A 24,163-nucleotide genomic window follows, 5' to 3' on the forward strand; every position below is an offset into this window, starting at 1 on the left:
TGACATGAGAGAGATTCATTATATTTGGGCAGAAGATTTAGATGGTTGGATTGGTAAAAATAATCAAATGCCTTGGCATGTTTCTGCTGACATGAAACGGTTTAAGCAACTGACTACTGGCCACCCGGTTATTATGGGACGCCATACATATAATTCATTAAAGCGGCCGTTGCCGAACCGTCAGAATATTGTGTTGACTCACCAAGCAATTGCCAATGATGATGTGACGGTTGTGCATGATGTGGAAACCTTGGATTCCTTAATTGATGCGTTACCTGATGATCAGGTTTATGTAATTGGTGGGGCACGTATCTATGACCTGTTACGGGGAATGGTAACTAATTTGGATCGGACGGTTATCAATGGTCACTATGACGGTGACGTAAAAATGCCACCAATCAATTATGATCAGTGGCAATTGCAGGATCGAACCGCTATTAAAAATGATAATGGTGACATTGAATGTTGGTTTGAAACTTGGCAATTAGACAAATAGGTAAATTGAGAAGAACATCAAAATCGTCCCTAGTAATACAAAGAAATGCCAAATGAAATGGGTGTAAAGTGTTGGTCGACTGTACAGGAGAGCCCCAATGGTAAAGGTAATACCGCCTGCTAACAGAAGCCCAAAGCCAGTTGGCCCGAGTGCTTTCCATAATGGCCAAAACGCGAACAGACATAGCCAGCCCATAATAACGTAGATAGCGGTTGACCAGTGACTCTTTTTCTTAAGCCAAATACTTTTATAAACAACACCAAGGACAGCTATGACCCAAATAATGCCGAACAATGTCCATCCTTGCCACCCTTTAATAGCGACTAAGCAATAAGGCGTATACGTGCCGGCAATCAGAATATAAATCATACAGTGATCGAAAATCTGGAACAGGTGACGTGCCCTAGTAAAGATCAATGCATGGTAGAGCGTTGATGATAAGTAGAACAATAATAAGATAGTTCCATAGATCGTAAATGTTACAATTCGCATGGGACTCCCTGTATGGGCGGCCCTGATAATTAATAGAACTAAACCAATAACTGAAAGCACGGCGCCAATACCATGTGAGATGGCATTACCAATTTCAATAAGTAAGGTCTGACGTGATCGTTGCTTTGAATTCATTACCAACACCCTTTCCTTGTCATTCAATGAATTTGGCGTGATTATTTGTTATACTAAGTTGACAAGAGTTTGATTGAATAACTCCCTTAACTTAGATATAATATTTCTATAAACACGACATCTAGTTTTTAATACTAGATAGATTATAACATAATATTTTCCGAGAAGAGTTGAAATAACGATGGCTAAAATAAAAATTGTTTGTGATTCTTCAGCCGGCCTGACTGATGAAGAAATTAAGAAATACGACATTACCATCATTCCCCTGAGCGTTATGATTGATGGAACTGTTTATATTGAACGTGAAACAATCACGAACGATCAATTCCCAAAGATGATGCAGGAGGCCCATTCATTACCAAAGACTTCTCAACCACCTATTGGTAAATTTGTGGACGCTTTTGACAAACTAGGTGCTGATGGCAGTGAAGTTTTATGCGTCACAATGATGGCATCTATCAGTGGGACGGTCCATGCTGCTGAACAAGCAGCCGCTTTAACTAAGACAAAAGTAACAGTTTATGATTCACAGACAACTGATCGGGGCATGGCCTTTCAAATTATTGAAGCCGCAAAAGTGATTGAAAAGGGTGGATCTGTTAATGATGCGATCAAGCGAATGAAGTATGTGCTTGATCACTCAAAACTGTACTTGGCAATTGATACTCTTGACAACTTAGTTGCTGGAGGTCGAATCAACAAGTTTGCTGGTGGATTGTCCAAGATGCTGAACATCAAGATTATGCTGCAGGTTTATGGCGGACAAATTCACATTATTATGAAGGGACGTGGAAAGAAGGCCCTTCATAAAGAATGGGACCGGATCATCGAAGAAATGAAGCAGGGACCGAAAGTTGTTGCTGCTGGTATTTCGGACGTGGCAGCTGATTCTGAAGTTGCTCGGCTTAAGGATAAGGTGCACAGTATTTATCCTAATTTAAACATTGTTGTTCGCGAAACAGTACCAATTATTGCTACCCACACTGGAATGGGAGCATGTTGCTTGCTGTATTATACTGAATAAGCGTCTTAATTATGTGTTGTAAAGGGCGGGGTCGCTAACTATGGGTTTTAACTCATTGTTGTGCCCGCTTTTTGCGTAAGGAGGATTATATGAAGCCAGGTTTTAAATGGTTGATTGCAATGATCGCCCTGCTGGCCATCGGTGGGATCGGTTGGTTTAGCTACCAACAGCATTTTATTCATCACTCAATCACTTCTCCTCAGCGTGTCGAAAAGAAGAATGTTAAACTAGTTGCATTAGGCGATTCGCTAACTCACGGGCAGGGTGATGAGCAGAAACAGGGCGGCTATGTTAGCATCATCAAGCAAAAAATTGAACATCGTTACCATAAAACAACAGTAACTACTGTGAATTATGGTGTTAGCGGTGATCGCTCTGATCAGATCTTAGACCGGTTAGATTCGCAAAAGCAACTACGCGCAGATTTACATTCTGCTGATGTGGTTACGATGACAGTCGGTGGTAATGATTTGATGCAAACACTCGAACGAGATGTGTTGATGCAGTCAACTTCATCTGTTCAAAAGAGTATTGACCAAGCCCAGGTTACTTATCAGCAGAAGTTAGCGAAGTTATTCAATGCAGTCCGTAAAGAGAACCCACATGCGCCGATTTTTGTCATGAGTATTTATAACCCGTTCTACACTTACTTCCCTGATGTTGCGGTAATTAATAATGCCGTTGTGCAGTGGAACCAAGCAACAGCATCAACGATGAAAAATTACCATTATATGTACTTCGTTGATATTAATCACCTCATGTCGTACGGGCAGTACACGACTAAGGCACAGCGTGAGCAGCTAGTGCAACGCGAACAGGCGGTTAACCATGGAAAGGTTTCCCAATCCCGAGCTCTGAGTATTATGAGTAACAAAGATCATAACTTGAATAATTTGATTTCTACTGATGATAATTTTCATCCGAACCACCGTGGCTATGAGCAAATTGCTAATCGGTTATTTAAGAGTATGGAACGGCATGATGATTGGGAATTCACGAAGGAGTAGCCTATGAAAGAACATCGACAAACGCACAAGAACAGTCTTCATTCATTTAATGGTTGGAAATGGGCTTTTATTGTTTTGGTAGTTTTACTTGTCTTAGGAACAGGAGTCGTATTAAATCGAGCCACTGCTCCTCAGCCTCTCCCTGAAACTAGCCGTTTGGCTAAAACCAGTGACACATCTTTTAGTGTGGTTTTGAATCAGGACCAGGTTAATGCACTATCATCCAATTACTTAAGCCACTTTTTGAAAGATCAGAAGATCAAATATCATTTCTTGGTTGGTAATAAGTACGCCACCTTGACTGGTGATACTAAATTTCTAGGGACAAAAGTTCGTTTTGCAATTAACTTCATTCCTGAACGCACTTCTAATGGGAATGTTTTGCTGACTGCCAAGGGATTGTCAGTGGGACGTCTTAACATCCCCATCAAGTTCGTGATGGGCTATATCGCCAATAATTACAATATCCCCAAGTGGGTTTCCATCAATCCTAAGAAAAAGACGGTGTTGCTGGATTTGAACCGTTATAGTCAGCATCGTCAATTGAAGTACTCCGCCCAAGAAATTAATATGGCTAAGGGCCAGTTTCGGTTCTTAATTACAGTACCATCAAAATAATAGGAAGGAGCAAATGTCATGGCAGTTAGAATGAGTTTTTATCATTACCTTATGACCCAACGCAATCCAAATAGTGCTAACGAGGTAGAACAATTTGCCAATAATGCATTTTTTGATTCTGCTTTTCCAAAACAATCACAAGATTTTGAGGAAATTTCCAAGTACCTGGAAGAAAATGCTGACTATCTACCTTCGATGACCATTTTTGATGCCGCGTGGCAAAAGTATCAAGATGCAATGAATTAAGTAAGGAGGATTATCATGGCTGTAATACAATGGTTCCCTGGTCACATGGCTAAAGCGCTCCGCCAAATTCGTGAACAAATGCCGTTAGTCGACATCGTTTTTGAACTAGTTGATGCACGGGTTCCTTACTCGTCGCAAAACCCAGAAGTTGCTCTCGCGGCTGGAGACAAACCACGTCTATTAATTATGACGAAGACAGACCTTGCTGATCAATCTCGCTTGGACGAGTGGAAGCAATTTTTTAAGGAGCACGACCAACCAGTTCTGGCGTTAGACTCGCGACAGAATAACGTAGGTAAACAAGTTACTGCGGTTAGCAAATCGATTCTGCGCGATAAACTGGCAGCTGAACAGGCAAAAGGGATGAAGAAGCGGCCCATTCGTGCAATGTGTGTAGGGGTGCCAAATGTTGGCAAATCCACGTTATTGAACCATCTTGTGAAGAAAAACGTTGCTCAAACTGGTAACCGCCCGGGGGTAACAACTGGCCAACAGTGGTTACGTTCATCTGCCGAACTTGAATTGCTGGACACTCCTGGTGTACTGTGGCCTAAATTTGCTAGTCAAAAGCAGGGAACAATGCTAGCGTTAACTGGCGCCATTAAAGATAGTCTTTTTGCCAAGGATGATGTGGCGCTATTTGCATTAGCATACCTTCGTCAACAGCAACCAGAAACGTTAAAGAAACGGTATCGGTTAACGGATGCCGATTTAGCAGCAGAAGTTGCCAATCCAGACCTTCTCTTAACGATCACGCAAAAGATGGGCTTTCGTGATGATTATGACCGGGCGAGTGAACGCCTCATCTTTGATTTACGTAAGGGGAAACTAGGGCCAATTACCTTGGAAGTACCAGCTGACCTAAATGAGGATGGCGTTAATGAATAAAATGACAATTGCAGAGATTAAACGGCAATTAGCGACCATTACTGATCCCACGGCGCCGTTAATTAATGAACTGAAAGATGATTCGCGGAAGGGGGTTCAACAGGCGCTGAAGCAATGGCAGCGTCGATTTAAAGCCTACCAAGCTGCTTTACAAGCCTTTCACCAACGTTTCAAGTATGAAAACTATTATTGGACCCACGGCTGTCATTATGTTGCTGGGATGGATGAAGTTGGCCGTGGACCGTTGGCTGGCCCCGTCGTCACTTGTGCTGTTATTTTAGATAGTTCGTTTGATTTAGTGGGCGTCACGGATTCGAAGCAATTAACTCGGCATGAACGGGAAGAACTATACCTCCAAATTGTTAATGAAGCCGTCGAAATTAGTATTGCCGTGAATGATCGTGAGAAAATTGACCGATTAAATATATATGCTGCAACTCAGGATGCCATGATGAGAAGCGTACGGTCATTGAACCATCGTCCTGACCACCTGATTGTTGATGCGGTCCCATTACCTGAACTAGCGGTTCCCCAAACCACCCTTATCAAGGGTGACCAAAAGAGTATTTCCGTCGCCGCGGCCAGCATTGTGGCGAAGGAATATCGTGATCACTTAATGCGTGACTATGATCAGGTTTATCCTGGATACGGATTTGCGGAAAATATGGGTTACGGAACGCAACAACACCTGGCTGGGTTGCGTAAATTAGGGGCGTGCCCGATTCATCGCCGTTCCTTTAGCCCAGTACCAGAATATTTGAACTAATTAAAAATGCTCAATTAGTCGATTGAGCATTTTTTCGTGCAAACAGTTCTATTCCGCCGTTTATATATAATGGAGGGATGAGTATATGTTAACAATTAGGGGATTCTTACTACGGCTAGCATTATGTCCAGGGTTAGGGCCGGTTAGTAAGTATCAGATCTGGGTGCTGGCTCGTTATAAGTGGGCTTTTAATGATATTAACCTACTTGTTGAAGACGAACGCTTGAATAAGCAGGCCCGGCGCGCCTTGGAAAAACACTGGCATAGCCGAGAATTGACCAGGCAAGTTCAACTCAACTTAGAGCAATCTTTTATCACAATCGTCGATTCTGATTATCCACCACAATTAAAAGAAATTTACTGCCCGCCGCTGGTGATCTTTTATGCTGGGCAGCGGACGCTTCTTTCTGGACAAATGTTGGGCGTAGTCGGTGCCCGCCAAATGACGTCGTATGGTGCAGGAGTATTACGCGGCATTTTGCCGACAATGGTTGCGCATAATCTGACGATTGTTAGTGGCCTGGCAGCTGGCGTCGATGGTTTAAGTCATCAATTAGCATTGGAACATCATGGTAAAACGGTGGCAGTTGTCGGGTGTGGCTTAGACCTCGTTTATCCCCGACAGCACAAGAAACTGCAGGCGCAGGTGATGCAGCATGGCTTGGTCCTATCCGAGTACGGCTTGGGAGCAGCACCCCTGGCGTTTCATTTTCCGGAACGGAACCGGATTATTGCCGGATTAGCTGAAACGATTTTGGTTGTTGAGGCGCGACAACGGTCGGGGAGTCTAATCACGGCAAATTTAGCTTTAAATGAAAATCGTAATGTTTGTGCTATTCCGGGAAGAGTTGATGCCCCGTATTCGATGGGGTGTAATGATTTGATTAGGGCGGGAGCCACACCCGTTCATAATGCTGATGACTTACTGGCAGAATTTAGGAGCTTGAACTGATCTTTCTTGCATTCTGGTTGAAATTCGATTACAATCTAAACTCGATCTCAGTGGACTAGTTGACATCCCTGGGTGAAATGGACTAATAATAGAGGAGTATAATGACTAGATTTCCTTATCTAGGTCAAAAAAGTAATTCAGTAAGGAGCCAATTAAATGGCAACCAGTACTAAAAAAACAACTAAACGAAAGACTACGCGGCGGCGTGCTAAGCCGAAGAAAAAATTAGTAATTGTGGAATCACCTTCAAAAGCAAAGACGATTGGTCGTTTTCTGGGCCGGTCATATAAAGTCGTTGCCAGCTTAGGCCACGTTCGGGATTTACCTAAGAGTCGAATGGGAGTTGATATTGAACATAATTATCAGCCGGACTACATTTCGATTCGTGGTAAGGGTGATGTTATTAAAGAACTGCGGAAGGATGCTAAAAATGCTAAGGCTGTCTACCTGGCATCTGACCCCGATCGTGAAGGGGAAGCAATTGCATGGCATGTTTCTAATATTCTGAAATTAGATGATAATGATAAAAACCGGGTTACCTTTAACGAAATCACTAAAGATGCCGTTAAGGAAGCCTTTAAAGAACCACGTTCTATTAACATGGACTTGGTCGATGCCCAGCAAGCACGGCGGGTGTTAGACCGCCTCGTGGGGTATTCAATTAGTCCAATCCTGTGGAAGAAGGTTAAGCGGGGCTTATCGGCAGGACGTGTTCAATCAGTAGCATTAAACCTAATTATTCAACGGGAAAACGAAATTCGCGATTTCAAGCCTGAGGAATACTGGACGATTGATGCGGCCTTCCAGCAAGGGAAGGATAAGTTTAAGGCCACTTTTTATGGTCAAAATGGTAAAAAGGTGGCTCTGCACAACAATCAAGATGTCCAAAAGATCTTGCGAAAAGTTGATAAGAAACAGGACTTCGAGATTACCAAGGTTGTCCGTCGTGAACGGAAACGCCAACCGCAGCCTCCATATACTACTTCGACAATGCAGCAGGATGCTAACCGTCGTTTGAATTTCCGGACCCGGAAGACAATGATGGCTGCACAAATGTTGTATGAAGGAATTGATATTAAACAGGGTTCACCGGTTGGGCTGATTACTTACATGCGGACTGATTCAACGCGAATTGCCTCAATTGCCAAGCACGAAGCTTCAAAGTTTATTCATGAGAAGTATGGTAGCGAATATGCGGCCATTAAACCAATTAAAGGTAAACTCCCTGAAGGGGCACAGGATGCACACGAAGCTATTCGGCCAACATCTGTCTACCGGACTCCAGCAGAAATGAAGCAGTACCTGACTAATGATCAATACAAGTTGTACAATTTGATCTGGTCGCGGTTTGTTGCTAGCCAGATGACTCCGGAAATTATTGACACCATGAACGTCAATCTGGAACAAAATAATGTGGATTTCCGGGCAAATGGGTCTAAGGTAAAATTCGCTGGGTTTACCAAGGTTTATAAGCGTGGTAAGGAGCAGGACAATCTTTTGCCTGATTTGCAAGAGGGTGAACAGGCACGGATGATTAGCGATGATCCTGCCCAGCACTTTACCCAACCGCCAGCTCGTTATACGGAAGCAGCCTTAATTAAAACCCTCGAAGAAAATGGGGTCGGTCGGCCTTCCACGTATGCCCCAACTTTGGACACAATTCAGCGGCGATATTACGTCCGCTTAGTTGCCCGTCATTTCGAACCAACGGAACTTGGTCAAATTGTCAATAAAATCATCGTTAAGCAGTTCCCGGACATCGTAAATGTTAAATTTACGGCGGACGTTGAAGGTGAGTTGGACCAGGTTGAAGAAGGTAAACGAAACTGGGTCAAAGTTGTTGATAGCTTCTACAAACCATTCTCCAAAGAAGTCTCAGCGGCAGAAAACGCTGTTGCCAAAATTGAGATGAAGGATGAACTAGCAGGGGTTGATTGCGACATCTGTGGTGCCCCAATGGTCGTTAAAATGGGACGGTATGGTAAGTTCTATGCTTGCTCGCGTTTTCCAAACTGTCGGAATACCAAGGCTATCGTCCATGACACGGGGATTACCTGTCCAAAGTGCGGCAAGGGGACCGTTGTGGAACGCAAATCAAAGAAAAATAGAACTTTCTATGGGTGTTCTCGTTATCCAGATTGTGACTTTGTATCGTGGGATCGACCGGTTGGAAGAAACTGTCCTAAAGATGGTCACTACCTCGTTATTAAGAAGATTAAGGGTGGCACCCAAGTTGTCTGTCCAAATGGTGATTATAAAGAGCAGCCACAGAAGTAAAACCACTAAAGAAAAGTTTTACTAAATTTTACTATTTAACTAATTTAATTCAGCTCTCTAATCTGCTATTATGCGGTTAGAGAGCTTTTTTAGGAGGCGCTGCATTGTGATTACATTACAAAATGATCAACTAAAAGTGGTAATCAATGAGTTGGGTGCTCAACTACACAGCATTCAACGAGTAGATAATCAAATTGAGTATCTTTGGCAGGGAGATCCCGCTTCTTGGGATCGTCAAGCCCCAATCTTATTCCCGTTTGTTGGTCGCTTGAAGGATGACCAATATCAATTTAATGGTCAAACCTATCATCAAACGCAACATGGATTTGCCCGTGACCGTAAGTTTGCGGTTCTTGATCAATCTGCCACTTACGTATTGCTTGAACAACATGATGACGATGAAACCCGCAAGGCTTTTCCATTCGCTTACTCGTTACGGGTTAAGTATGAATTAACTGGTAACCAATTGGCGGTCACTTATTCAGTTACCAACCCGGATGCAGAACAGTCATTAATTTATGCTATTGGGGCCCACCCAGGTTTCAATATGCCGTTATCAGCAAATGGTCGATTTGATCAGGTTCAACTGAGTGTTAGTCCAGCCGAAACTTATTCTCGCGTTGTGTTAGATGGTCCGTACAATGATTCAGCTCATCCTCTGACAATTGATATGCACCAGCCATTAACCATTGATCATGACCTTTTCAAAAATGATGCAGTTATTTTTGAAACTGGTGGTGCCGACTTCACCGCAACACTGACAGATCCAGCCAGCCAGCATGGAGTTCATGTGCACACACATGGGACGCAACATGTTGGTGTATGGTCACCATACCCAACAAAGGCTAACTTCGCCTGTGTTGAACCATGGTGGGGAATTGCTGATAATGTTGCTGCTGATGGACAATTGCTCCATAAGCAGGGTATGCATCGCTTAGCTCCCCGTGGTACTGATGATTACCACTTTAGCATTCAGCCATTCTAAATTAACTCCACTATAAATAAACCTAATTTCCTAAAAAGGACGTTGAATCATAGATTGTTCTACGATTCAACGTCCCTTTTTCTTATTCGTGTGATTTATGATTCTTAAGATAGTGACCTAATCCGAAGGAAACCATTGATTCTTTGCCGGTCAGGATTCGACCAATATTACTTTTATGTCGCCAAATAATGACAACCGTTAATAATCCAGCAACAATACTTAAAATAAGGTCACGCTCGCATAGGGCAATAATAAACATCGCGCTTACGCCAACGATGCTTGCACATGATGCCATGCTAGTTAACAGTAAAGTGCCAATAAAGAAGCAGCAAGCAACGCCAAACAATTCTGGATTATATGCTAATAAAATACCGGCACTGGTTGCTACCGCTTTGCCACCATGAAAGTGATCAAAAATAGAACATGTGTGGCCTAATGAAGCAAACAGTCCAATTAAGAGGGGGTTAACACTAGCAGAAATTCCAAACAGGTAAGGCTGGCTAGCAGCTAATGTTCCCTTGAGGACATCCATGAAAAGGACGACAATGCCTGCAGTAACACCCAATTCGCGGAAGGTATTGGTCGTGCCAATATTACCACTTCCTAGTTGGCGGATATCCTTATGATAAAAAATTTGACCGATCCATAACCCAGAAGGAATGGACCCCAGGAGATAGGCGATAACTACCATCCCTATGATTTTCATAACCATTAATTACGATCCTCCAAAAATTATTACCCAATTACGATAGCACGAATTATGATTAACTGCTAGCGATAATTCCAATTCGTGTTTGCAATGTTTAATTAAAATGCAGTATTATCTTGTATGTATGTGTACATTCAACGGTATTATTAACTTTAACTGTAGAATGTATGGTAAAATGATTTCACCGAACAAATGTTCATTGGAATATCAAATAATAATGGGAGGTCATTTTGTGACCACAAAGCAAGTAAAATATGATGATTCTTCAATTCAAGTATTGAAGGGACTCGAGGCAGTTCGAAAACGACCAGGAATGTATATTGGCTCGACGGATTCACGTGGCTTGCATCACTTAGTATATGAAATTGTCGATAACGCTGTTGACGAAGCTTTATCAGGATTTGGTGATGAAATTAATGTCACTATTGAAAAGGATAATGCAATCACGGTGCAGGACCATGGACGGGGGATGCCAGTAGGAATGCATGCTTCTGGTAAACCTACGCCAGAAGTTATCATGACTGTCTTACATGCCGGTGGTAAATTTGGCCAATCAGATGGTTATAAGACATCAGGCGGGCTTCATGGTGTTGGGGCATCAGTTGTGAACGCCCTGTCAACTCATTTGACTTTAACGATTGTTCGTGATCATGAGCGTTACCAGGAAAAGTTTAAAGATGGTGGTCATCCTGTTGGCACGTTAAAGAAACTAGGTCATACAAGCGCTGGTACGGGGACTACGGTTTCTTTCAAACCGGATCCAGCCATCTTTACAACTACTGTTTATGATTACAATACATTGGCTAACCGATTACGAGAATCTGCCTTTCTTCTTAAAGGTATCAAGATCGTCCTGACTGATAAACGGGAAGGCCAAGAGCGGCAGGATGTTTTCCAATACAAAGATGGAATTCAGGAGTTTGTTCAATACCTGAATGAAGGCAAGGACACTTTAGGTAAGGTCTTATACTTTGATGGTAAGCAGGATGGCGTCGAAGTTGAGGTTGCGGCTCAATACAACGATGGCTATTCAGAAAACCTCTTGTCATTCGTTAACAATGTTCGCACCCCAGATGGTGGTACCCATGAAGCTGGTTTTCGGGGCGCTTGGACCAAAACATTTAATGAGTATGCGCATAAAGTCGGCTTATTAAAAGAAAAAGATAAAAACTTAGAAGGTAGCGATGTCCGTGAAGGACTGACAGCAGTCATCTCTGTTCGTATTCCTGAAAAGATCCTTCAGTTTGAAGGGCAAACTAAGGATAAGCTCGGGACGCCAGAAGCACGTAAGATCGTTGACTCAATTGTTTCAGAGCAATTAGGGTACACTTTAATGGAAAATGGCGATTTTGCTCAAATGCTGATTCGTAAGTCACTCAAGGCTCGCGAAGCCCGTGAAGCTGCCCGCAAAGCGCGTAACCAAGCCCGTGGTGGTAAACGAAAGAGTCGGAAAGAACGCAACCTTTCTGGTAAATTAACGCCTGCACAATCCAAGAATGCAAAGAAAAATGAACTTTTCTTGGTCGAAGGTGATTCCGCCGGTGGGTCTGCTAAGCAGGGACGTGACCGAAAGTATCAAGCTATTTTGCCTTTACGTGGTAAGGTACTAAACACTGAAAAGGCTAAGCTTGATGATGTCCTAAAAAATGAGGAATTAAATACTATTATCTATACAGTTGGCGCTGGTGTTGGTTCAGAGTTTGATGTGGAAGACTCTAATTACGACAAAATTATCATCATGACTGATGCCGACGATGATGGGGCTCATATACAGATCTTGCTATTGACCTTCTTCTATAAATACATGCGGCCAATGATTGAAGCCGGTAAGATTTATATTGCGTTGCCACCATTGTATCGTTTGCAAACTGGCCACGGTGCAAAAACGAAGATCCAGTATGCATGGACCAATGAGGAGCTTACTAAGCTAACTAAAAATGCTGGTAAAGGAGCCTCTTTGCAGCGGTTTAAGGGGCTTGGTGAAATGAATGCTGACCAGCTATGGGAAACCACGATGAATCCGGAAACGCGGACATTAATTCGGGTCCAGATTAAGGATGCTGAATTGGCTGAGCGCCGGGTTACAACGCTGATGGGTAACAAGGTTGAACCTCGTCGTGAATGGATTGAGGATAATGTTCAATTTACTCTGTCAGATGATCAGGAGTCTGATAAGTTGGTTGAAAATAAGGGTCAAATTAAGTCCAAGACCGAAACGAAGAAAAAGGCTAAACAACAACCCACAGTAAAGACGTGGAACCAAGAAAAACTATTTTAATAGTGAGAAAGGAACAGACAAGTGCGAGACGGAAAAATTGAAATGATGACTTTAGAGCGACTGATGGGCGATCGCTTTGGCCGCTATTCTAAGTCAATTATTCAAGAACGGGCGTTGCCTGATATTCGTGATGGCCTGAAGCCTGTCCAGCGACGAATCTTATTCGCAATGAATAAGGATGGAAATACTTACGATAAGGGGTTTCGTAAATCGGCTAAGTCCGTTGGGAACGTCATGGGTAATTTTCACCCGCACGGTGATAGTTCAATTTACGAAGCGTTAGTTCGGTTAAGTCAAGACTGGAAATTACGAGAACCACTCGTAGAAATGCATGGTAACAACGGTTCCATGGATGGAGACCCAGCAGCCGCAATGCGGTACACGGAAGCCCGCTTAAGTAAGATTGCTGGTTTAATGCTGCAAGATATCGATAAAGATACCGTTGAAATGACGCTGAACTTTGATGATACAGAGAAGGAACCGACAGTCTTACCAGCTCGAATTCCAAACCTATTGGTGAATGGAGCTACAGGAATTTCAGCTGGGTACGCAACGGAAATACCTACCCATAACCTAGGCGAAGTTTTTGATGCTTTAATCTATTTATTAAATCATCCCGATGCTTCGTTGGATAAATTGATGGAATTTGTTCCGGGCCCGGATTTCCCAACTGGTGGAATTATTCAAGGATTAGATGGTATTCGTAAGGCATATCAAACTGGTCGGGGCCGGGTCGTTGTTCGGGCGCGTACCAAGATCGAGAACTTACGGGGTGGTCGTCAACAAATTACCGTTACTGAAATTCCATACGAAGTTAATAAGGCGCAACTTGTTAAGCGGATTAACGACTTACGACTTGCTAAAAAGGTTGAAGGCATTTCTGAAGCTCGTGATGAAACCGATCGTTCCGGATTACGGATTGCAATTGAGCTAAAGCGGGGTGCTAATGCCCAGGGAATTTTAAACTACCTGCTCAAGAACACCGACCTACAAATCAATTACAACTTCAACATGGTGGCAATTGATGATCAACGGCCAATGCGGGTTGGCTTGAAACACATTTTAACTTCCTACCTGAACTTCCAAAAGGATATTATCCGTCGGCGGACGCAGTTTAATTTAAACAAGGCTCAACGGCGGCTGCATATTGTGGAAGGGCTAATCAAAGCCTTATCAATTCTTGACCAGGTTATTAAGACCATTCGGGCAAGTAAGAACCGGAAGGATGCTAAGCAGAATTTGGTTGATCAGTATTCCTTCACCGAAGATCAAGCAGAAGCAATTGTAACCTTGCAACTGTATCGGTTAACCAATACCGATGTGACAGAACTCCAGAAGGAAGAAGCTAACTTAAACAAGCAGATTAGTGAATTCACTTTGATCTTGAATGATGACAATGAATTGTCAAAGGTGCTTCGTTCGGAAATGACTAAGATCAAGAAAGAATTTGGTAATCCGCGGCGGACAACCATTCAGAATCATGTTGACAAGCTAAAGATCGACACTAAGGTAACTGTTGCCAAGGAAGATGTTGTGCTCTTGGTATCACACGCGGGATACATTAAGCGGTCTAGCTTACGTTCGTTTAAGGCATCATCAATTGATGAAAATGGCTTGCGTGAGGATGACTATCCACTATTAATTCAGCAGACTAATACGTTGGCGCACCTCTTCATGTTCACTAATTTAGGAAACGTTATTTATCGTCCAATCCATGAAATTGCGGATGTTCGTTGGAAGGATACTGGTGAACATATTTCACAGACAATTGGTCTGGCAGAAAATGAAGAGATCATAAAGGCAATGGTCTTTGACAACCTGAAACGTCCGGGAACATTCTTGATGGGAACAAATGACGGACAAATTAAGCAGTCCAGTTTTGCTGACTATAAGCCTGGTTCACGTTATAAGAGTCATGCAAGTACTGGGATCAAGCTAAAGAACGCTGATTCACGATTGGTTAGTGTTGACTACTATGAACCGAGAGACCAGAATCAATCGTTAATGGTGGTCTCCCATGAAGGGTACGCTGTGCGCTTCGATATAGCTGAAGTGCCAACAACCGGCCTGCGTACTAGTGGGGTTCGTGCTATCAATTTGAAGGATGACGATTATGCTGTTGATTATGTAATTGTGAACGAGGGCGATGACTTGGCACTTGTCACTCAACGAGGAGCCTTCAAGGAAATGGCCGCCAGTGATTTAGCGATCGGTGCCCGTGCTCGCCGTGGTGAGTTAGTAATTCACCGCCTCAAGAATCATCCGCATAAGATTGTGGACTTCTTAGCATTTTCATCTGACTCGACAGAGACCCTTGAGATCATTACCGATCGACCCGCCTTCCAAGATGTTGCGGTAACCGACCATCACTTAGGGTCGGCAAAGTCAAACGGGACTTTCGTTGTGGATACAGATACCCAGGGGACGCCAGTAAAGATCCGCCACAAATTTGGCGCAATTCTCGCGGTTACAAATGATTAATTATAAAAGGGCTCCCATTTATACGGTTACATGATAGAATAGGAAATGAATACTGTTGGGAACTGAATAATGAGTTCCTTAGAATGACAGGAGGAATTATAGATATGGAAAAAGAATTAGTTTTTGGTCATCAAAATCCAGATACTGATGCGATTACTGCTGCAATGGCATTTTCATACTTCCAAAACCAATTAGGTTACGAAACTGAAGCTGTTGCCCTTGGTGAACCTAATGACGAAACCAAGTATGCTCTGGATCACTTTGAAATGAAGGCTCCACGAGTAGTTAAAACTGTTTCCAACGAAGTTAACAAAGTTATGCTTGTGGATCACAACGAGCCGCAACAAAGTGTTGCTGACCTGGACAAGGTTACCGTTACCCACTTGGTTGATCACCACCGGATTGCTAATTTCAATACTGCTCAACCACTGTGGATCACTGCTCGTCCATACGGTTGTGTAAGTACTATCATCACCGAATTGTTCCAACAAAAGCACATTAATATTCCAGCTCACCTTGCCGGAATGATGCTTTCTGCTATTATCTCTGATACTTTACTTCTGAAGTCCCCAACGACGACTGACCATGATCGTGAAGCTGTTAAGTACTTAGCTAAGGTTGCGGGCGTTGATGACTACGAAAAGTACGGTATTGATATGCTTAAGGCTGGTACTAACATTTCTAAGAAGAGTGATAATGATATTGTTGACGGTGACTCCAAGACCTTTGAACTTGCTGGTAGTAAGATTCGTGTGGGCCAAGTTAACACCGTTGACTTAGACGATGTCTTCTCACGTCAAGCTGACCTTGAAAAGGAAATGCACAACTTAATGGATGCTAATGGTTACGAAACCTTTGTCCTGATGGTTACTAACATTCTGAACAGTGATACTCAACTCTTAGTAGTTGGTGCTAATACTGACAAGGTTGAAGCAGCCTTTGGTAAGAAGCTTGAGAACAAGCGGATGGACTTACCTGGTGTTGTTTCACGGAAGAAGCAAGTTGTTCCTCCATTGACTAAAGCTTTTGAAGGCTAATTTCCAATATTTAACATTAAAAACGCGTCGACAAATTTGTCGACGCGTTTTTAGTTTGCTCCATGTTACTTATTGGACCAGTGTTCTTCTTTGAATTGTTCACGACCACCGGCTTCTTGTAGCGCGTAACGTGTAGGATTTTTCTTATAGAAGTCTTGGTGATAATCTTCAGCTGGATAGAAAGGCTTAGCATCTTCAATTTGGGTGACGATCTTATCATCCCCAAATTGCCCCGATTCCTGTAGCGCTTTTTTAGATGCTTCAGCAATTTTACGCTGTTCAGGACTATTAACAAAGATGACGGGACGGTAGTTATCGCCACGATCCTGAAACTGGCCCATTGCATCGGTAGGGTCGGTTTGATGCCAATAGATTGTCACTAGGTCATCATAAGAAATTATGTCAGGATCAAAAGTGATCTTAACCGCTTCAGTATGCCCAGTTTTTCCAGAACAAACTTGCTCATAGGTCGGGTTAGCAACGTGACCACCAGTATAACCAGAAACAACGGATTTGATGCCAGGGTAAGTATCAAACGGCTGGACCATACACCAGAAACAGCCCCCTGCAAAGATTGCCGTATCTAAACTCATATATATCAACCTTTCTCTACTCTCTCAAAGGATTGGAAGATTTTTCAAAACAGCACAATTCCGAGTAAATACCAAGAAAATCCGATAAAAACGAAATGCTTTGCCCCATGGATTCCCCATATAAGAAAACTTTTTTAACCAATCCATTAGGAGTTTTTAATTATTTTGTCATCAAAGACGACAAATTGCAACCAATGCGCTTGAAATCTATCAATCAAAGTGCAATCAGCCTTTATCTATGTGATAATTAATAGTGGTTAAAACGATTTCAAGGTTAAAGTGAGGTTATCATTATGCGAAAACCATTCATTGCGGCCAACTGGAAAATGCACAAAAATGTGGCAGAATCGGTTGACTTTGTTAAACAGATTAAGGATAAGTTACCGAACGAAAAAGATATGGAAGTAGGGATTGCCGCTCAAGCTTTCTCACTACCAAGTATGGTCCAGGCTGCTGGTCAGTCAGGATTAAAGATCATTGCCCAAAATGCGGCTGCTGAATATTCAGGGCCTTATACTGGTGAGATTAGCCTCCGCGGTTTACATGATGCTGGAGTTTCCTATGTTATGTTGGGGCATATTGAACGTCGTCGCCTATTTGGCGAAACCAATGAGGATGTTCATAAGAAGGTACAATTGGCATTACAGCGGGGCGTAACCCCAATCATCTGTACTGACGAAACAATGGTTCAGCAAGAAGTTAATGGTGAAATTCACTATGTTTTCCACCAACTAATGACGGTGCTCCATGGAATTTCATTAGACCAAGTAAAGCAAATTGTCGTTTCTTACGAACCATCCTGGGCGGTTGGTGCTGGTCAACATGCGAACCCAACCTTGGCAGAAGAAGGCTGTCGTTTAATTCGGCGGACAATTGCGGATTATTATAGCTTTGAGATTGCTGACAAGATTCGGATTCTTTATGGTGGCAGTGTCAATCCTAATAACATCAGTGCCATCATGGCCAAGCCAAACATCGATGGCGTGCTGATTGGCCGGGCTAGTCTTGATGTTGACAACTTTTTACGTATGATTGACGCCGCTAAACAAACCGAAGATGAAGCGAAGGGGGACAAGTAATGAACATTAAACAGGCAACAATGAGAGATTTGAAAACGGTAATGGCTCTGCTCCGCGACGGTCGTGATCAGCTGGCTGAACGGGGAATTGACCAATGGCAGGGAGATTATCCCAATGAGCAGCATGTTCAAGAAGACATTGAGAAGGGCTTTTCCTACCTAGTAAGGTCTGATGACCAGCAAACGGTAGGAACTGTGGCTATCGTTCCTGCTCCAGATCCGGTATATGATCATATTAACGGTCATTGGTTAATGGAGACCGATCAGTTTGTAGCTATTCACCGGGTTGCCATCCACTCAGATCACGCTGGAAAAGGATATGCCTCCAAGCTTTTCACCGCGATTATTAAGTACCTCGCTGCAAATTATCCTCATATTGAGTCTATTCGTTTAAGTACCAACGAGAACAACTTAGCAATGCAGCATGTAGCAATCAAGAGTGGTTTTCAGAAGGTCGGTACAATGGCTGGCGCTTATCGCCCTGAGGAATTGTCGTATGTTTACGAGTATTTGATTAAACATAACTAAAAAGAACGTCAAGACTCACTAATTGTGAAGCTTGGCGTCCATTTTAGTTTTGATTAATTTTTTTGGCATATTCACGAGCATTGTAAAGTTCGTAGACAACAAGGGTTTCAATTAAGGTAATCAAACAAATAATGAGGAAGTTATAACCATCTGGAACAATAAACAGCAGAAATAAAAAGATCCATGATCCCCAAGACCACATGTTTTCAACTTTAATAACCCGCCGGATCCGCGGCGTTGGTTCCACTCTTCCAGATGAAACGTAAATCTCACGAATCTGTGAGTACCAGACCACTTCAAAACAACTTTCGAGGATAAAGATTCCAATTAAAACCATTAAATAAAGATTTGCCATCACGATAACCCCTTTAGTTAAATCAATTTTATTGTAAATGATTAGACCCAACAGAGCAATTCTTGAGCGGACAAAATGCGGTAAAATATAAGTAAATGATAGTAGGAGGTTATTATGATGAAAAAACGCGAATTGAAACGAGAAGTTGCCACCTTGCAAGCCCAGAATGCACGCTTATCGCGCGTTCTTTCGATTATTACCTTAATGATGACGATTGCTAACTTATGGATGACGATCGCAAAATTTAAGAATAACCAACACCAGCAGGAAGATGATCACCATGCGGAAAAGTAATCACCCGCAGAATGAACGTGAACGTTTAAGGAAGAAGGAAGCACTCTTCCTAGTTGTTTGGATCATCGCTTGCTTCACAATGATGGTGATATACCAGAAAATGTCCTAATATCTCTGCCCATGGAATGAAGGTGAGACCTGAATGGTGAATGATAACCTGACTGATTGGCAAAGAATGCAGTTAGCACAACTGGAGTACAATGACTGGCAGGTAAACGATGATGTCCTGTTGCCCGATGGGATCATGATCGGGACCGTGATTAAAGTGATCAATACTAATGATGGCTTCCGCGCAACCATAATTAAGTCAGGACCACATGAATTGACATTACTGTTCAGAGGTTCCTCTGGTGTTCGTCATGGTGATCCAACGACCTGGACTAATGAGTGGCTACGAGTCAACTTGCCCGTTGGTGACGCAATTCTTAATCAGGTGCCAGAAGTACCTGGTGAAATGTGGACTGCAGTGAACCATTTGAATGAACTTCTCGAACAGAATCCGGGAAGAAAAGTATTTATTTATGGTCATTCTCTGGGGTCGATTAATGCTCAATTTGCGCTTGCTAACTGTCGCTATCCTCAACAAATCCAACGAGCTTACCTTTACGAAGGGCCGAATATTTATTGGCTCTTGGATAATCAGCAACGTAAAATCGTCCTCCAATTACGGACTAAGATTTTTAACTATATTGATCCGCTGGATGTGATTGCACTTGGATACCTCGATCGGCAGCATACAATTGGCCTCCTGCAGGTCGTCGATTCGATCATGTCAAATCCGGTTAATCAACATATGTGGGGTGGTTACCAATTTGATAATCAGCAACGCTTAAAGATCCTCCCAGAGGGGATATTGTCACGACGAGCCATTATTGACCAACGGCTATTACAACATGCAGCCCAGTTCAAGGGGGAGAGGTAATTCATATGACGGGTGGACCAATATTAAATAATGCTTACATTAACTTTTATTCAGGGAAATTAAGCCTTGAAGAAGTCGATGCTCTTTTTCGGACAATGCCGTATGAGCTAGACTATATTAATGCTGATGATCAATATGAATGGTATTCACCTAATCCTTGGCGTGATGATGACCGTCTGCACCAGCGACTAAATCATCATGTTTATGGATGTCATCCTAAACGGGTGTTACCAATGGTCAAGCAGGTGCTTCAGTTATTGAAGAGTGGTAAAAAAGATATGCTCGAATCACCACAAATTATGGATGGTAAACGAACCCTTATTCGATATTATGCGGTCCGGGCAGTCAATGGTCACTACCTTGGCACGTTGCAAGTGACCGAATATGTTGAGCACATTGCTCAGTTGACAGAACAGCATGCCTTTGAACATGGCATTGTTGAAGGAAAGGTCCCTGATGCAATAACTAGTGCTTCACAACATCAAAAATAAATTAACACCCTTAGCGATGAGACATTCTCACTAAGGGTGTTTGATTATGATTCAAGATAATTAATTAGGTTAGGTAAAATAGCTTGTGCTTCCCGTTGGCCCGTTTCGTATAGTGCACGGATTTTCTTAACATTGGGTTCGACCCGGCCTACCTTGACCGGATTCTGAGGAGCAATATTAAAGACCTGCCCAGTGCGTTCAAGATGTTCAATTTCTGCCACTTGACGATTGTACACTTCTGGACGGTTGATCCCAGCATCAGCGAACAAAGGATAATCTTTAAAATATGATCGATACAGTTTGGCCACTGGTCGACTAGTGGGTTTCTTGCGATAATTAACATCCCTGGTCCGAACAACAACAATTTTATCGTATCCTTGCTGACGGGCGACATCAAAAGGAATTGAGTCCACTACACCACCGTCGAGGCATAATCCCTCAGGCGTTGGGGCCGGATCCATCATGAAGGGCATTGAGCATGAAGCAATTAAAACTTGAGTCAACTTTTCACCGGTCATGTCAGTGAATAAAGCGGCTTTTCCATCTGCCAATCGAGTAGCGACGGCCGTAAAATGAGAAGCCGAACGAATGTATGCTCGTTCATCAAAATTGCGCCAGGAGAGACCGTGATCTTCAAAAAGGTAGTCCATATTGATAACTTTCTTTTTGAAAATTCGGGCCATAGAAATATAATCACGATCATGACGATGCTGAATATTGATATTAGCTGCCCGTCCGTATTGCTTAGCGACAAAGTTGACACCATTTAGTGAACCAGCTGATACCCCAATGACGCTGCTGAATTCAATATGGTGAGCGAGTAACATATCGCAAACACCAGCAGTATACTGTCCCCGAAAGGCACCACCTTCAAGAACTAATGCTGCATTATACAACAAAACGAACACTTCCTTTCCACACCTCAAATAGTATTATTATACGTGGATTATTTACTTATTGCTAACACTTTCTCGATCATTTTCAGTCAGAAATTGCAAAAAGCGGGTAGCGGCTGGTGAAAGCGGGATATTCTTTCGCCAAGCAATGACGTGGCCGGTTTCTTTAGCTGGAGCAAACGGCACGAATTTAATTTGCGGATCATTATAGAACTGGTTGACTCCTTGGATGCCAATTCCATAGTATTTACCTGTTCGTAATAATTCTAATGCATTATTCGGCAGGTTATTGGTGGCTTTGACAGTCAGTTTTCGTTGATCAAGCCCCAGGACTTCACTAACATCGTCCCGGACAATGTTTCGGACTGGGAGGATGAGTGGTACTTGGTATAAGTCGGTCTTAGTGATGTGCTTTTTATTAGCAAAGGGGAGGTCCCGACGCATAAATACTCCCCAGCGTTCTTTAATTGGCATAATGACGTAATTGTATTTTGCAGCTTCGATTGGTTGAATCAGAACAACCAAATTTTCTAATCCAGTGTCTAGTCGCTGCTTTAGAAGATCACCGTTACCATCATAGATATTGAATTGTACATCGGGATAGCGTTCCTGAAATGCAGCCACTTTTTTCATAATGTATGATGAAGCGTTAGAAACAACACATCCTAGATTTACTGTCCCCACTAAATCATGGCCGCTTTGCTGCAACTCTTGCTTTGTTTGATCCAATAATGATAGCAGGAGCATAGCCTTTTGTTGAAAGAGAGCTCCCTGTTTAGTTAACTGGAGATGCCGATTCTGCCGGTCGAATAATGTAACACCGAGTTCTTGTTCGAGATCCATGATTTGACGGGAGAGGGTTGGTTGGGTGATGTGTAGTTTGCGGGCAGCTTTGGTGATATTATTAGTCCTAGCAACAGTTAAAAAGTATTTTAAAACTCGTGTTTCCATTTTTGCGTACCCCTTATTATTTAAAGTATTGAAAGGAAGAAGAGTAATAATGGCACAAAATGTTCTCATCCTTTATTATTCGCAATTTAATAACACTGCCAAATTGGCAACTAAAATTCAACAAGCAACGGGTGCGGATATTCTCCGCATTAAAGTGGCGGAAAACACATTTCCAGATGACATGACGGCCACTGACGATTTGTATAAAAAACAGCGGTCCAGCAACCAGTTGCCAACTTTGACGACTAAACTGCCACCATTATCCGGATATGATGTGATTTTGATTGGCGGTCCGGTATGGGATGGTCAGATTTCTTCGCCAATTATGGCTTTACTAAACCAGATACAAGGTTATCAAGGTCAAATTGCTCCGTTCAGTAGTGGTTGGAGTGACACCGGGAACTACCAACAAGATTTTATTGCACACGCTGGCAAATTACGGGTTGCCGCTGGATACCATGTTCTCACTCATGCCACACCAAAATTTGCATTGAACACCCTTTCTTCCTGGTTACGTAAATTATAATTCATTATTTGTATCAGTACATACTTGTAATAGGTATTTCACATTTACAATTTGACCCCATATACTAAAAATATCAATTAGCTGAAAGGAGTCAGATTTCAATGGTTAAAAATGAAGATGCGGTAAAAAATGATATGTTTGGTTTTGGGGACAAGAATGTCGCTTATGCCAAGTATTTTGTTGGTACTAGCTACTTAAATGGTTTGGTTTCACCGGATAATAATGTTGATGTCAACATTTCCAACGTCAATTTTGAACCTGGTTGTCGCAATAACTGGCATATCCATCATGACGGTTTTCAAATTTTACTGGTGACTGCTGGTGAAGGCTGGTATCAAGAAGAAGGCAAGCCTGCACAATTGTTAAAGTCTGGCGATGTCGTTGCAATCCATGAAGGGGTTAAGCACTGGCATGGGGCAACTAAAGATTCATGGTTTTCGCACATTGCCATTACCAAGGGAACAAGCGAATGGTGCGAACCGGTTGATGACGATTACTATGACAAATTAGGAAAATAATACTAGATACGAAAATAAGGCTCCGACACAGTTATCGCGTCAGAGCCTTATAATTTTACTAATCTGCATATACGGACCGTTTTAGAATGCCAACATAGGGCAGATTACGATATAAGCCATCATAATCTAAGCCATAGCCAACAATAAATTCATTTGGCACCTTGAAACCGATGTAGTCACCTTCAACCTCGACCTCACGACGATCAGGCTTATCCAGCAGTGCGCAGATTTCGATGCTCTTTGCACCGCGGTCTGCTAAAAGTTTTTTGAGGTAGTGGAGAGTGTGACCAGTATCAATGATATCTTCCATAATGATAACAGGACGGTTAGTAATATCATGAGATAAATCTTGTACTAACCGGACCTGACCAGAAGATTCAGAACTTTCGTCGTAACTGGAAACATCAACATAGTCAAGATTGAGTTTGAATGCTAAACGTTTCATCATATCGGTGGTGAAAACCATTGCTCCTGTCATAACAGATACCAAGACTGGAAATTCATTTTGATACTTATTAGTGATGGTTGTCGCTAATTGATCTAGTCGTTCGTTGATCTGGTCCTGGGTGTATAAAACTTTTTCGATGTCGTTGTTCATCGTGATGCTCCCTTATAATAAA

At 42.5% G+C, this 24,163-nt stretch carries 28 protein-coding genes; 21 read left to right on the plus strand and 7 right to left on the minus strand.

The genetic code is table 11. The annotated features are described in order from the left end of the window. The first annotated feature begins 4 nt into the window (after positions 1-4). Positions 5-496 carry a dihydrofolate reductase gene (locus tag FD27_RS05185; protein WP_057750571.1) on the plus strand — a complete coding sequence of 164 codons (492 nt, stop codon included), beginning with the start codon at positions 5-7 and terminating at the stop codon, positions 494-496. Here the strand turns inward: FD27_RS05185 and trhA are convergent. Further along, complete coding sequence (gene trhA, locus FD27_RS05190; protein WP_057750573.1) at positions 485-1,123, minus strand: PAQR family membrane homeostasis protein TrhA; 639 nt, start codon at positions 1,121-1,123, stop codon at positions 485-487. The two genes, FD27_RS05185 and trhA, sit on opposite strands and share 12 nt — an antisense overlap. 181 nt (positions 1,124-1,304) lie before the next feature. Between trhA and FD27_RS05195 the strand changes: the two genes are divergently transcribed. From FD27_RS05195 to FD27_RS05235, 9 genes are all read left to right on the plus strand, one after another. After that, entirely contained in the window at positions 1,305-2,147 is an 843-nt protein-coding gene (locus FD27_RS05195) for a DegV family protein (protein ID WP_057750576.1), read from the plus strand. An 89-nt stretch (positions 2,148-2,236) separates the two neighbouring features. After that, positions 2,237-3,154, plus strand: coding sequence for an SGNH/GDSL hydrolase family protein (locus tag FD27_RS05200; protein ID WP_057750579.1), 918 nt, complete (start codon positions 2,237-2,239; stop codon positions 3,152-3,154). Between the two features lie 3 nt (positions 3,155-3,157). Then, complete coding sequence (locus FD27_RS05205) at positions 3,158-3,772, plus strand: YpmS family protein (protein WP_057750582.1); 615 nt, start codon at positions 3,158-3,160, stop codon at positions 3,770-3,772. Between the two features lie 18 nt (positions 3,773-3,790). Then, positions 3,791-4,018 carry a YozE family protein gene (locus FD27_RS05210; protein ID WP_057750585.1) on the plus strand — a complete coding sequence of 76 codons (228 nt, stop codon included), beginning with the start codon at positions 3,791-3,793 and terminating at the stop codon, positions 4,016-4,018. A 15-nt stretch (positions 4,019-4,033) separates the two neighbouring features. Next, positions 4,034-4,906: a ribosome biogenesis GTPase YlqF gene (gene ylqF / locus FD27_RS05215; protein WP_057750588.1), complete on the plus strand. Its 873-nt coding sequence runs from the start codon at positions 4,034-4,036 to the stop codon at positions 4,904-4,906. Then, positions 4,899-5,672, plus strand: coding sequence for a ribonuclease HII (locus tag FD27_RS05220; RefSeq protein WP_057750590.1), 774 nt, complete (start codon positions 4,899-4,901; stop codon positions 5,670-5,672). Before ylqF ends, FD27_RS05220 begins: the two co-directional genes overlap by 8 nt. A gap of 85 nt (positions 5,673-5,757) precedes the next feature. Further along, complete coding sequence (dprA, locus tag FD27_RS05225; RefSeq protein ID WP_057750593.1) at positions 5,758-6,624, plus strand: DNA-processing protein DprA; 867 nt, start codon at positions 5,758-5,760, stop codon at positions 6,622-6,624. Between the two features lie 156 nt (positions 6,625-6,780). Then, positions 6,781-8,901, plus strand: a complete 2,121-nt coding sequence (gene topA, locus FD27_RS05230) for a type I DNA topoisomerase (protein WP_057750596.1) — start codon at positions 6,781-6,783, stop codon at positions 8,899-8,901. Positions 8,902-9,007: 106 nt separating this feature from the next. Then, positions 9,008-9,886, plus strand: a complete 879-nt coding sequence (locus tag FD27_RS05235) for an aldose 1-epimerase family protein (protein WP_057750599.1) — start codon at positions 9,008-9,010, stop codon at positions 9,884-9,886. 82 nt (positions 9,887-9,968) lie between these two features. Here FD27_RS05235 and plsY read toward each other — a convergent pair whose 3' ends face one another. Beyond that, positions 9,969-10,598, minus strand: a complete 630-nt coding sequence (plsY, locus tag FD27_RS05240) for a glycerol-3-phosphate 1-O-acyltransferase PlsY (RefSeq protein ID WP_057750602.1) — start codon at positions 10,596-10,598, stop codon at positions 9,969-9,971. A gap of 214 nt (positions 10,599-10,812) precedes the next feature. Between plsY and parE the strand changes: the two genes are divergently transcribed. The 3 genes from parE to FD27_RS05255 all read left to right on the plus strand — a co-directional run bounded on the left by parE (position 10,813) and on the right by FD27_RS05255 (position 16,391). After that, complete coding sequence (gene parE, locus FD27_RS05245; protein ID WP_057750606.1) at positions 10,813-12,873, plus strand: DNA topoisomerase IV subunit B; 2,061 nt, start codon at positions 10,813-10,815, stop codon at positions 12,871-12,873. 21 nt (positions 12,874-12,894) lie between these two features. Further along, positions 12,895-15,354: a DNA topoisomerase IV subunit A gene (gene parC / locus FD27_RS05250; RefSeq protein WP_057750608.1), complete on the plus strand. Its 2,460-nt coding sequence runs from the start codon at positions 12,895-12,897 to the stop codon at positions 15,352-15,354. A 104-nt stretch (positions 15,355-15,458) separates the two neighbouring features. Next, positions 15,459-16,391: a manganese-dependent inorganic pyrophosphatase gene (locus FD27_RS05255; protein WP_057750611.1), complete on the plus strand. Its 933-nt coding sequence runs from the start codon at positions 15,459-15,461 to the stop codon at positions 16,389-16,391. Positions 16,392-16,456: 65 nt separating this feature from the next. Here FD27_RS05255 and msrA read toward each other — a convergent pair whose 3' ends face one another. Beyond that, the gene (gene msrA / locus FD27_RS05260; protein ID WP_057750614.1) at positions 16,457-16,984 is read right to left on the minus strand and encodes a peptide-methionine (S)-S-oxide reductase MsrA; all 528 of its coding nucleotides are present in this window, start codon (positions 16,982-16,984) and stop codon (positions 16,457-16,459) included. A 293-nt stretch (positions 16,985-17,277) separates the two neighbouring features. Here msrA and tpiA point away from each other — a divergent pair, with 293 nt between their 5' ends. Further along, complete coding sequence (gene tpiA, locus FD27_RS05265) at positions 17,278-18,063, plus strand: triose-phosphate isomerase (protein WP_057750617.1); 786 nt, start codon at positions 17,278-17,280, stop codon at positions 18,061-18,063. Beyond that, positions 18,063-18,590: a GNAT family N-acetyltransferase gene (locus FD27_RS05270; protein WP_057750620.1), complete on the plus strand. Its 528-nt coding sequence runs from the start codon at positions 18,063-18,065 to the stop codon at positions 18,588-18,590. Before tpiA ends, FD27_RS05270 begins: the two co-directional genes overlap by 1 nt. Positions 18,591-18,633: 43 nt before the next feature. Here the strand turns inward: FD27_RS05270 and FD27_RS05275 are convergent, their stop codons facing one another. Next, positions 18,634-18,945, minus strand: coding sequence for a hypothetical protein (locus FD27_RS05275; RefSeq protein WP_057750623.1), 312 nt, complete (start codon positions 18,943-18,945; stop codon positions 18,634-18,636). Positions 18,946-19,059: 114 nt separating this feature from the next. Here FD27_RS05275 and FD27_RS08695 point away from each other — a divergent pair, with 114 nt between their 5' ends. The 4 genes from FD27_RS08695 to FD27_RS05285 are packed head-to-tail and all read left to right on the plus strand — an operon-like array spanning position 19,060 to position 20,652. Beyond that, positions 19,060-19,239 carry a hypothetical protein gene (locus FD27_RS08695; protein WP_151495788.1) on the plus strand — a complete coding sequence of 60 codons (180 nt, stop codon included), beginning with the start codon at positions 19,060-19,062 and terminating at the stop codon, positions 19,237-19,239. Further along, entirely contained in the window at positions 19,226-19,348 is a 123-nt protein-coding gene (locus FD27_RS08995; protein WP_268872915.1) for a hypothetical protein, read from the plus strand. Before FD27_RS08695 ends, FD27_RS08995 begins: the two co-directional genes overlap by 14 nt. A gap of 33 nt (positions 19,349-19,381) precedes the next feature. Next, positions 19,382-20,161, plus strand: a complete 780-nt coding sequence (locus FD27_RS05280) for an Mbeg1-like protein (RefSeq protein WP_057750627.1) — start codon at positions 19,382-19,384, stop codon at positions 20,159-20,161. 5 nt (positions 20,162-20,166) lie between these two features. Continuing rightward, on the plus strand, positions 20,167-20,652 hold the full coding sequence (locus tag FD27_RS05285) for a PAS domain-containing protein (protein WP_057750630.1): 486 nt from the start codon (positions 20,167-20,169) through the stop codon (positions 20,650-20,652). A 44-nt stretch (positions 20,653-20,696) separates the two neighbouring features. Here the strand turns inward: FD27_RS05285 and FD27_RS05290 are convergent, their stop codons facing one another. Then, positions 20,697-21,551: a patatin-like phospholipase family protein gene (locus FD27_RS05290; protein ID WP_057750633.1), complete on the minus strand. Its 855-nt coding sequence runs from the start codon at positions 21,549-21,551 to the stop codon at positions 20,697-20,699. 51 nt (positions 21,552-21,602) lie between these two features. Further along, positions 21,603-22,499 carry a LysR family transcriptional regulator gene (locus FD27_RS05295; RefSeq protein ID WP_057750636.1) on the minus strand — a complete coding sequence of 299 codons (897 nt, stop codon included), beginning with the start codon at positions 22,497-22,499 and terminating at the stop codon, positions 21,603-21,605. Positions 22,500-22,548: 49 nt separating this feature from the next. Between FD27_RS05295 and FD27_RS05300 the strand changes: the two genes are divergently transcribed. Beyond that, positions 22,549-23,025, plus strand: a complete 477-nt coding sequence (locus FD27_RS05300; RefSeq protein WP_057750638.1) for a flavodoxin family protein — start codon at positions 22,549-22,551, stop codon at positions 23,023-23,025. A 101-nt stretch (positions 23,026-23,126) separates the two neighbouring features. Then, positions 23,127-23,543, plus strand: coding sequence for a cupin domain-containing protein (locus FD27_RS05305; RefSeq protein ID WP_057750641.1), 417 nt, complete (start codon positions 23,127-23,129; stop codon positions 23,541-23,543). Between the two features lie 58 nt (positions 23,544-23,601). On the opposite strand, the gene hpt is transcribed toward FD27_RS05305, so the two are convergent. Next, complete coding sequence (hpt, locus tag FD27_RS05310; protein WP_057750644.1) at positions 23,602-24,141, minus strand: hypoxanthine phosphoribosyltransferase; 540 nt, start codon at positions 24,139-24,141, stop codon at positions 23,602-23,604. Between the last annotated feature and the right edge of the window lie 22 nt (positions 24,142-24,163).

The organism is Limosilactobacillus frumenti DSM 13145, from assembly GCF_001436045.1.
In the GTDB taxonomy this organism is placed as follows: Bacteria; Bacillota; Bacilli; order Lactobacillales; family Lactobacillaceae; genus Limosilactobacillus; species Limosilactobacillus frumenti.